Below are 8,666 nucleotides of genomic sequence, written 5' to 3'. Positions count from 1 at the left end.
GATATGACCTTCCCTGAAACATTGTTTAAAGAAGGCTTAAGTGCAAAAAAACCTGTCGTTTATGCGCAGGGCAGCCTGGTGATCTGCAGCATTCAGAATATAGGTTTTGAAAACTGGGCACGGGTATTGCTCACCGGGAGAATAAACAAGATAGCGATTGCCAACCCGGCAATTGCCCCCTACGGCAAAGCTGCGACAGAGGTGCTGAAAAAGAAGGGCATTTTAGCCGATGTACAAACTAAGATAGTTACAGGTGAAAGTATTTCGCAGGTAAACACCTATATTACTACAGGCGTTGCTGATGTTGGTTTTACCACCCAGGCTTTGGTAAAAGATCCTAATAATAAAACAAAGCTGTACTGGGAGGTGATCGACCCTAAAATTTACTCGCCCATTGAACAGGGCATGGTTTTATTAAAACATGGTGAGGATAATGCTAATGCTGAAAAGTTTTATCAATACATTTTGAGTGCCGCAGCTAAGGCTATTTTTAAAGAGTACGGGTATCATGTGGAATAAGTAGTTATGAAAAATGGTTTAAAGTGCATCCTGATTTTTTTATTTTTTATACTTGCGTCTTGTAGTGATGATAGGGAAATAACGCGGCTTTTAAATAGCAATATTCCGAATGAAATAATAGAAGGTGCATATAAAGCCGGCAATTCAGGCGAGAAAAAATATGTGCCCTTGCTTTTGCATGATGCCGCCAATGGGAGTGAAGGAACATCCTTGCATTTTGCTCGTTTTACAGTTTATACTGAAAAGATGTTTGCTTTAGAACGTATTTTACATGTTAAACCTCCGCATCCATTTGGTGGAATCAAAACTCAACCAGATTCAGTTAATATTAGGTTTTATGTTGCTTTATGGCAACAAATTCACGATAAGGAAAATAAATCATATTAATGGATCTCAACCCCATATGGCTCACTTTAAAATTGGCAGGTATAACTAATGTATTGCTTTTGGCAATAGGCTTGCCGGTTGCTTGGTGGTTATCAAGAGGGCGGTCAATTTTTAAGGTGATACTGGAAGCAATTATAACCATGCCGCTGGTTTTGCCCCCATCGGTATTGGGGTTTTATTTGCTGCTGGCATTCAGCCCGCAACACGGAATGGGTAAATGGCTGCAGCAAACTTTTGACGTGCAGTTTGTATTCTCGTTCAAGGGATTGGTGCTCGCCTCCGTAATTTATAGCATGCCCTTTATGCTTGGGCCTATAAAATCGGCTTTGCAGCAGTTGCCGGTATCGCTGTCGCAGGCCTCTTATTCCCTGGGGAAAAGCAGGTGGCAAACATTTATCCATATTTTATTGCCCAACATCAAACCATCTTTGCTCACTGCCATTGTGCTAACTTTTGCACATACATTAGGGGAGTTTGGCGTTGTGCTGATGATCGGCGGCAATATCCCCAATGTAACCCGTGTGGCCTCTATCGCGGTGTATGATTCGGTGGAGCAAATGGACTACTCAACAGCTAATGCCTATTCGCTTATCCTGTTTGCCATCACGTTTATACTGGTAGTTTCTGTGTTCGTTTTTAATAAGTACCGTTTAAAAAGCCCGCTGGAATGATCAGGATAGATATAGAGAAAAAGCTAAAAACCTATCAGGGTAAGCAGGTGCTAAAAATTGCCGGGCAATTTGAACGGGGTAGTATTACAAAAATTTACGGTCCATCCGGCGCGGGGAAAACTACTTTTTTAAAGGTAGTAGCCGGCTTTCTTCAACCTGAAAAAGGAAATATTGTTGTAGACGACATTATCTGGCTGGATACTGTGTCAAAAATTTCGCTGCCGCCCCAGCAGCGGATGGCAGGTTTTGTTTTCCAGGACTATGCACTTTTCCCAAACATGGCGGTGCTGGAGCATTTGCAATATGCGACAAAGGACGCTGCATGGATTGACAGGCTGCTGGCTATCGGTCAACTCGAAACCTTAACTACCCACAAACCCGAATACCTCTCCGGCGGGCAGCAGCAGCGTTTGGCCATTTTAAGAGCATTAGCAACGAAACCCAAGTTGTTATTGATGGATGAACCGTTTTCAGCGCTGGATCCCAAAATGAAAGCTGAATTGATTGGAGAATTACAGTTGTTATTTAAAGAGCTTGGCACAACCGTTTTTATCGTAAGTCATAACCCGCAGGAATTGGAAGGCCTCGCAGAAAATGAATTGATGATCCCATAGGGGTTATCGTTAGCGCCGAAGGGATAAAGTTTGTTTTAAAGACTTTGGGCAAACACAGCAGCACAAAAAAAATGCAAAATTAATAGTATCAAGAAGTTTTTCATGGCAGGCGTAAGACGTATGGAGCTTTCAAAACAAAAATAGCGACTAATACCTAATTTATGGAATTTAATATAGCGCCTACCGTAGCCCGTTTGGTATAATCTTTATCGAAATGTACATAAATGATCCTTCCGGAAGGTGCGATTACGTAAGTTGCGGGCACAGGCAACACGTGATCGGTATTGCCATTGTTTTTCTCCAGGTCGACACCGTAGCTTTTTAACTTAGCATTAAGGGCATCATCCACCCGGTAGTTTACATCATATGCTTTCATGATCTGGTAACCTGTATCCTGGATAATAGAAAACGATGCATTGGTTTTACCAACAGTTTTTTGGATGTTTTCGCCTGTTTCAGGGGTTACACCAATTACGTAAACGCCTTTACTGGTTAATAACTGGAGCGAGTCCTGTAATTCTTTGATCTGTTTATTGCAATAAGGGCACCATTGCCCGCGATAAAAAAACAGGACGATTGCTTTGTGGGATTTGAGCAGTTTTTTCAAATCTACTGTCTTGCCTGAATTATCCTTACCACTAAATAAAGGAGCCTGGCTGCCACTTTTTAATCCCGATTGACCTGAAACCTGGGTATATAATGCTATGCCGAGTAAAATAAGTATATATTTTTTCATATTCGATTTTATTAGTCTTAAATGCAGGATGATGTAATGAAGGGGGCGGGCCCCCTTCATTACACCACCAAACATGCTTACATTTTACCTGAAGAATCCTTTGCCATTTTCATTTTGCCGGAATTCATCTTATCCATTTTTTTGTCGGCTCTCATTTTACTTTTTGCCATTTTGCCGGATTTCTTTGTCTCCATTTTGTCCATCTTCATTTTGTCTTTTGCCATTTTGCCGGTGTCACTCACTGCGGAAACAGAAGCGGGATTAAAAGATTTTGCCTGAACGTTAAGGGTTAATGACGCGATAACTACTGCTGCGATAACCGCGCCTGAAAAAATTGATTTCATACTTTGTTTTTTAGTTTTTTAATGATTTTTACCACTTGGTCGGGCAAACTTCAGAAACCTTACAAAATATTATAATTGACACGAATTTCACGAATGATGACAAATTTTCACTCATCTGCTTAGCCCATTTCGATAAAAGCGCGATTTCCCGCAACTCGATGGCGTTCATCAAATTCGAGCCCATTCGATCTTATTCGTGAAATTCGTGTTAATTTTATTTGTTTAATTCTTCCTCAATCTTTTCCTGCAATTCCTTTTTAAAGGTATCATCCAGCCCGGAGTCAGGTTGCATAGCGCTTTTAAAAAGTTCTTTTACCAGGTTATTGATTATATGGCTTTGTTTTTGGAAGATCCTGCAAAAGGAACAGCCAAAAAGGTGGATGCGCAGTTCGATCGATTCCCGAAAGCTCAACCTGGTAGTTGACTTCTTTTCGATCAAATAGGTAGCCTGTTTGCAATTATGTATAATTTTTTTCAGATAGCTCATAATTCAATCACTTTAGATCCAGTTTTTTTGAAGACAGGCCCTCAGGTTCAATTTGGCGCGATGGATGATCACCCAAAAGTTTGAGGCCGTTACTTTGAGTTCGGTACAGATAGTGTCTGTTGCTTCCTCGTCTATATGCTTCATGGTAAAAACAGCTTTCCATAATACGGGCAGCTTTTGCATGCATTTTTGCAGGATGTGCTCAAATTCTTTGTTAACCAAATGGTCTTTATCTTCAATGCCAAATTCCTTTGGCCCGTGTTCGGCTTTCCAATGCCCATCCTCTTCAAAGAAATCCTCCCGGTTTTCTTTTTCTTCGTTATCTATTGTTTTCAACCCCTGTGATTTTTTCCTGTAAACATCAATGATCTTGTTTTTAAGGATGGCTGTCAGCCACGTTCGCTCGGAGCTTTTACCTTCAAAGCTTCCTGTTTTTTGCAATGCGGCTAAAAAAGTTTCCTGCACCAAATCTTTGGCCAGATCTTCATCGTTAATACGGGTTATAGCAAAGGAGTAAAGATAATCGGCATGGGACGAAACCCATTGATGTGGATTTAAAAGCATAATAAATTAAATAGGCACGAATTTATAGACACTAATTTCACGAATAGGTTCGAATATACACGAATCTATTTGGTGAAAATCCGAGCGAGATAGACTTCACTTTATTCTTTAGTCGTTAATATAGGGAATACCTTACAGCATACACGGAATTTAATGCGAAAGAAATTAATCAACCGGATATGATTAGTGTCAATTCGTTCTCATTCGTGAAATTCGTGTCCATTCATTATTGTACAAGTTCATTCACTCCATTTCAACAGCATAAAAAATTTTACATTTATTGTAAGGTTTAGGGAAAGTTTCCGACTGATAGAGCAAAACGTTAAATTTAATTCATAAATCTATGAGATCAGGAAAGATATTTATACTGGCAGCTTTTTTAACCACAGCCGCCCTGGGTACAAAAGCATTTATCGGCGCAAAGCTTTTAGCCAGGATCAATAATGAAGATAAAGGCTTTGCCGTTGTGGAGCTTTTTACTTCCGAAGGATGCTCCAGCTGCCCGCCGGCGGATGCTTTGGTGGCCAAAATAGAAAAGGAAGACAAAGATCTGCCTGTTTATATCCTGGCTTATCATGTTGATTACTGGAACCGCCTGGGCTGGAAAGACGGATTCAGCAGTGCTGATTATTCAAAAAGACAAAATGAATATGCCGGTTATTTACACCTGCAGCAAATTTATACGCCGCAAATAATAGTAAACGGTAAAACGGAATTTGTAGGGTCGGAAGAAAGCACTCTGAGGAATGCGATAAAAACCAATCTTCAGGCAGCTTCGCCCGCGCAGCTTTCTCTGGGCATTTCGGCTATTGAGAAAGGGCAGGCCGCCATAAAATACAGCGCGGAGGGAACTGACAAGAATACCGTATTGCTGATAGCGGTACTGGAAAAAAGTGCACAGACAAAAGTTGAGAGGGGCGAAAACGGAGGCCGCACGTTATCGCATATACAGATCGTGCGCAAGCTGCAAAAGGTGGTATTAAATGCCAAAAATGGTGAAGTAAATGTATCTTTACCAAATGGTTATGATGCCAATGGATGGGAGATTATTGGTGTGTTGCAAAACACATTAACCGGCGCTATTACCGGCGCAGCTAAGGCAAAGGGGGCCGCTACAAATATCTGAAATAACAAATGAACCTTAAAAGGAGCATAATTTAGTAATGAAAACGATAAAAGAAAAGCACTCATTAGCAATGCGCTGGTGCCACTGGGTAAACTTCCCAATATTAACCATTATGATATGGAGCGGGATGCTGATCTATTGGGCTAATGATATTTATTCGGTCACCATTTTCGGGCATACGTTTGTTAAGTTCTTCCCAGATTGGTTTTACCATACGCTGCACATACCACAGCGGCTGGCCGAGGGGATGGCCTTTCATTTCCTGTTTATGTGGTTTTTTACGTTGAATGGAATATTCTATATCCTGTACACGGTAATTTCCGGCGAATGGCGCGAACTGTTACCTAAACGAAACTCTTTTAAAGAGGCCTGGCTGGTATTGCTGCACGATCTGCACATCCGCAAAACGGCGCCGCCGCAAAATAAATACAATGCCGCGCAGCGCGTTGCTTATACCTCCATCATTATAATGGGTATTGGGTCGGTAATTACGGGCCTGGCCATTTATAAACCGGTGCAATTTTATTATTTAACCTGGTTATGCGGCGGTTATCATTTGGCCAGGATCTTTCATTTTGCTTTAACCATAGGCTATGTATTATTTTTTGTGATCCATATTGTGCAGGTGATCCTGGCGGGATGGAAAAATTTCAGCTCCGTAATTTCAGGATTTGAAGTAGTTAATGAAAAACCCAAACCAGCAATTCGAACAGTAAACGACGATGAAAACGCCAAATAAAAAAATAAAAAAGGAGCTCACTATCGAGCAGAAAATCAACAGGCGCAATTTTATCTCTTTTAGCGCATTCACTGTATTTGCTGTGGGCGTTTTTGAAGGTTGGCGCTGGCTGTACAAATCGCCAACCGAAACAGCAGGTATAACCGGAGAAGCGCACCGTCCGTTGAGAAAGGCGCTAAACAAAACAGAAATATTTTTCAGACGGTTAGTTTTCAACGAAAATCACCTGGTAAAAACTTACCCTAAAGAGATGGCTGCCAAACGGGTAAGGTATAACAGCGATATCGGGATAGAAGCCAAAAAGAAATTCGATCCGGCAACCTGGAAACTACACGTAATAAAAAAGGGCGGCGAAATACTGCAGGTTTCTATCGATGAATTAAAGGCACTGCCGAAAACGGAGATCGTATATGATTTTAAATGTGTTGAGGGCTGGGACCAGATCCAACATTGGGCAGGGGTAAAATTCAGCGATTTTGTAAAACACTACCAGCTGGATGACTATGCCAAAATGGAATATGTAGGCATGGAAACACCAGACAAGGCGTATTATGTTGGCATTGATATGCCGAGTGCCATGCACCCGCAAACGCTGCTTGCCTATGAGGTTAACGACAAACCCGTCCCGCTTGACCATGGCGCACCGCTGCGCCTGATTATCCCGGTAAAATATGGTATAAAAAATCTGAAACGGATAGGTACCATCACCTTTAGCAATACCCGCCCGCGCGATTACTGGGCCGAGGAAGGGTATGATTATTATTCGGGATTGTAGGGTAAAGTCATAGGCCTGTAGTCCAAAGTCTTAAGGCTGATTTGGACTAATGTTGAATATAGTTCGGATCTTCAGGGCCGATGCAGCCAGCGCATCAAGATTTAGGAGTGGATTTGCAATTTGCGCTAACCCATACCCTTCTGTAATATACAGATCGTCGTTATAAGCGATAAAAACGTTTCTTTTATCGTCTTCCCAGGCATTTGTCCGGAGATTTTTATCACTTCGATGCCAAATAAGGGGGTGAGCCAACTAATCTTTACAAACAACGGCCAGGGTTTGGATATGGATAAAACAAAAGATAAAATATTCGGCTTTAACCAAAAGTTTAACGATAGCCCGGATAGCAAAGGTATTGGCCTATACCTGGTATATAAGCATATCACCAGCCTGGGCGGTAAAATTTCGGTAAATAGCCCGCCAAATGAATGGACTGAATTTGTAATCTCCTTTAAGGAGTGAAACCCTGTAATATTTTAATAATCAATAGGTCTCGCTTAGCGGCGGTACTCCTTTGTGTGCAGGCGTTTCTTGAGGTGTTTTGCTTTTGAAGAGTGATTTTGCCTTATCCCAAAGGCCAACCATCGTGTCTTCAGTTATAAAATGAGAGGCTTTTTGAGAAACAAGGCCAACAAGCGTTTTTATGATAAAGCCTGAATTTCTGAAAACGGTTTTATTCAAGGTAAACGGTAATACAAAACGCGAGATCAGGCTAACGATATCCTGGTCAAAAAAGCCGGTCTCTTTGTGGCCATCGGCATTTCCAGGCGTATGAAATATCGATATGATGGACGATAATATAGCACCCGGGCTTCTGAACCGCTGGGATAATGCGATACTCTGCTCCTGCTCAACTCCCTTAAGCCTGGATATTTCGTTCCGCAAATCATCAATATTTCTAACAGGTATATCCATTTGCTTTAGTCTTTAAATATCTTTTGTATAAATGCATTAACGATAGGTTTTTCAAGCCTTTTTTTATTGTATTTTATGGCTAAGGCAATAATTAAATACAAAACAGATACACACCCAAAGCCCATCCACCAGGCGTGAAATAAACTGCCTAAATAAAGCGCCAGGGTAAAGCTGGCAAATAAAAATGCCAGTACCATACTGATAACGGTTACCAGATCAGAAATAAGGCCTGCTGCTATCGTGGTTCCGCCTTCAATAGCCTGGTATTTAGCCAGCTTTATGCGGGTTTCCGCATAATCTTTAAGCTGATCAATTAATGGTGGCGGAGTATCATTTTTTGCTTCCATATCGTTATTTGCTGTAATCAATCAGCCTTTGGTTTCAAGTTTGCAGAAATTTTCCGGGAGCTTAAAACCAAAGACTAATTATTTCTATCATGCGTGTTCAAGATCATCCTGAAATTCCTGCTCAACGCCGTTTATTTTGGTCTTAATATTATCAACAACTTTGTTCTTTAAATCCAACAGGTTGTCAATTTCTTTTGAGGCAGTTTCTTTAATTGAATCGCCCAGGTTTTTTAGTGATTCTGCAAGCTTATCACGTGTTTCATTTCCCTTGTCAGGTGCAAATAAAATACCCAATGCCGCCCCTGCCGCCAATCCTACCAGCAAAGCAGCCAAAACTTTTGTGTTATCTTTCATAGACTATAAATTTAAAAGTTGATTAATTGTTTTTTAATTATGATTAAATATCCTGCCAAATGTTACCGGTCTGACTAATTGTCTCAAT

15 protein-coding genes are annotated in these 8,666 nt (G+C 41.0%); 8 read left to right on the top strand and 7 right to left on the bottom strand.

Annotated features, from left to right (window positions below):
• The 4 genes from modA to QZY09_RS21400 form a co-directional block, all read left to right on the top strand.
• The coding region (gene modA / locus QZY09_RS21415; RefSeq protein ID WP_295675906.1) for a molybdate ABC transporter substrate-binding protein at positions 1-519 on the top strand (519 nt) is incomplete at its 5' end.
• A gap of 6 nt (positions 520-525) precedes the next feature.
• Positions 526-906, top strand: coding sequence for a hypothetical protein (locus tag QZY09_RS21410; protein ID WP_295675904.1), 381 nt, complete (start codon positions 526-528; stop codon positions 904-906).
• Positions 906-1,577, top strand: coding sequence for a molybdate ABC transporter permease subunit (modB, locus tag QZY09_RS21405; protein WP_295675902.1), 672 nt, complete (start codon positions 906-908; stop codon positions 1,575-1,577). Before QZY09_RS21410 ends, modB begins: the two co-directional genes overlap by 1 nt.
• Positions 1,574-2,191: an ATP-binding cassette domain-containing protein gene (locus QZY09_RS21400; RefSeq protein ID WP_295675900.1), complete on the top strand. Its 618-nt coding sequence runs from the start codon at positions 1,574-1,576 to the stop codon at positions 2,189-2,191. The genes modB and QZY09_RS21400 overlap by 4 nt, the downstream gene beginning before the upstream one ends.
• Before the next feature lie 154 nt (positions 2,192-2,345).
• Here the strand turns inward: QZY09_RS21400 and QZY09_RS21395 are convergent, their stop codons facing one another.
• From QZY09_RS21395 to QZY09_RS21380, 4 genes are all read right to left on the bottom strand, one after another.
• On the bottom strand, positions 2,346-2,927 hold the full coding sequence (locus QZY09_RS21395; RefSeq protein ID WP_295675898.1) for a peroxiredoxin-like family protein: 582 nt from the start codon (positions 2,925-2,927) through the stop codon (positions 2,346-2,348).
• Positions 2,928-3,004: 77 nt separating this feature from the next.
• Complete coding sequence (locus QZY09_RS21390) at positions 3,005-3,271, bottom strand: hypothetical protein (protein WP_295675896.1); 267 nt, start codon at positions 3,269-3,271, stop codon at positions 3,005-3,007.
• Between the two features lie 214 nt (positions 3,272-3,485).
• Positions 3,486-3,758, bottom strand: coding sequence for a hypothetical protein (locus tag QZY09_RS21385; RefSeq protein ID WP_295675895.1), 273 nt, complete (start codon positions 3,756-3,758; stop codon positions 3,486-3,488).
• Between the two features lie 12 nt (positions 3,759-3,770).
• Positions 3,771-4,322 (bottom strand): sigma-70 family RNA polymerase sigma factor, encoded by a 552-nt coding sequence (locus QZY09_RS21380; RefSeq protein WP_295675894.1) that lies wholly within the window; start codon positions 4,320-4,322, stop codon positions 3,771-3,773.
• A 343-nt stretch (positions 4,323-4,665) separates the two neighbouring features.
• Between QZY09_RS21380 and QZY09_RS21375 the strand changes: the two genes are divergently transcribed.
• The 4 genes from QZY09_RS21375 (at position 4,666) to QZY09_RS21360 (ending at position 7,424) form a co-directional block, all read left to right on the top strand.
• Positions 4,666-5,448, top strand: coding sequence for a thioredoxin family protein (locus QZY09_RS21375; RefSeq protein ID WP_295675892.1), 783 nt, complete (start codon positions 4,666-4,668; stop codon positions 5,446-5,448).
• 37 nt (positions 5,449-5,485) lie between these two features.
• On the top strand, positions 5,486-6,187 hold the full coding sequence (locus QZY09_RS21370) for a cytochrome b/b6 domain-containing protein (RefSeq protein WP_295675890.1): 702 nt from the start codon (positions 5,486-5,488) through the stop codon (positions 6,185-6,187).
• The gene (locus QZY09_RS21365) at positions 6,171-6,962 is read left to right on the top strand and encodes a molybdopterin-dependent oxidoreductase (RefSeq protein ID WP_295675889.1); all 792 of its coding nucleotides are present in this window, start codon (positions 6,171-6,173) and stop codon (positions 6,960-6,962) included. Before QZY09_RS21370 ends, QZY09_RS21365 begins: the two co-directional genes overlap by 17 nt.
• Before the next feature lie 243 nt (positions 6,963-7,205).
• Positions 7,206-7,424 carry an ATP-binding protein gene (locus tag QZY09_RS21360; RefSeq protein ID WP_367119253.1) on the top strand — a complete coding sequence of 73 codons (219 nt, stop codon included), beginning with the start codon at positions 7,206-7,208 and terminating at the stop codon, positions 7,422-7,424.
• A gap of 21 nt (positions 7,425-7,445) precedes the next feature.
• On the opposite strand, the gene QZY09_RS21355 is transcribed toward QZY09_RS21360, so the two are convergent.
• The 3 genes from QZY09_RS21355 to QZY09_RS21345 all read right to left on the bottom strand — a co-directional run bounded on the left by QZY09_RS21355 (position 7,446) and on the right by QZY09_RS21345 (position 8,578).
• Complete coding sequence (locus QZY09_RS21355; RefSeq protein WP_295675887.1) at positions 7,446-7,877, bottom strand: hypothetical protein; 432 nt, start codon at positions 7,875-7,877, stop codon at positions 7,446-7,448.
• Between the two features lie 5 nt (positions 7,878-7,882).
• Positions 7,883-8,224 (bottom strand): phage holin family protein, encoded by a 342-nt coding sequence (locus QZY09_RS21350; protein ID WP_295675885.1) that lies wholly within the window; start codon positions 8,222-8,224, stop codon positions 7,883-7,885.
• Between the two features lie 87 nt (positions 8,225-8,311).
• Entirely contained in the window at positions 8,312-8,578 is a 267-nt protein-coding gene (locus QZY09_RS21345; protein ID WP_096349568.1) for a YtxH domain-containing protein, read from the bottom strand.
• Positions 8,579-8,666 lie beyond the last annotated feature (88 nt).

It is taken from the genome of uncultured Mucilaginibacter sp. (assembly GCF_903913935.1).
Lineage (GTDB): Bacteria > Bacteroidota > Bacteroidia > Sphingobacteriales > Sphingobacteriaceae > Mucilaginibacter.
Note: the sequence above shows the minus strand (reverse complement) of the source record. Positions and strands in the feature narration are given on the sequence as shown.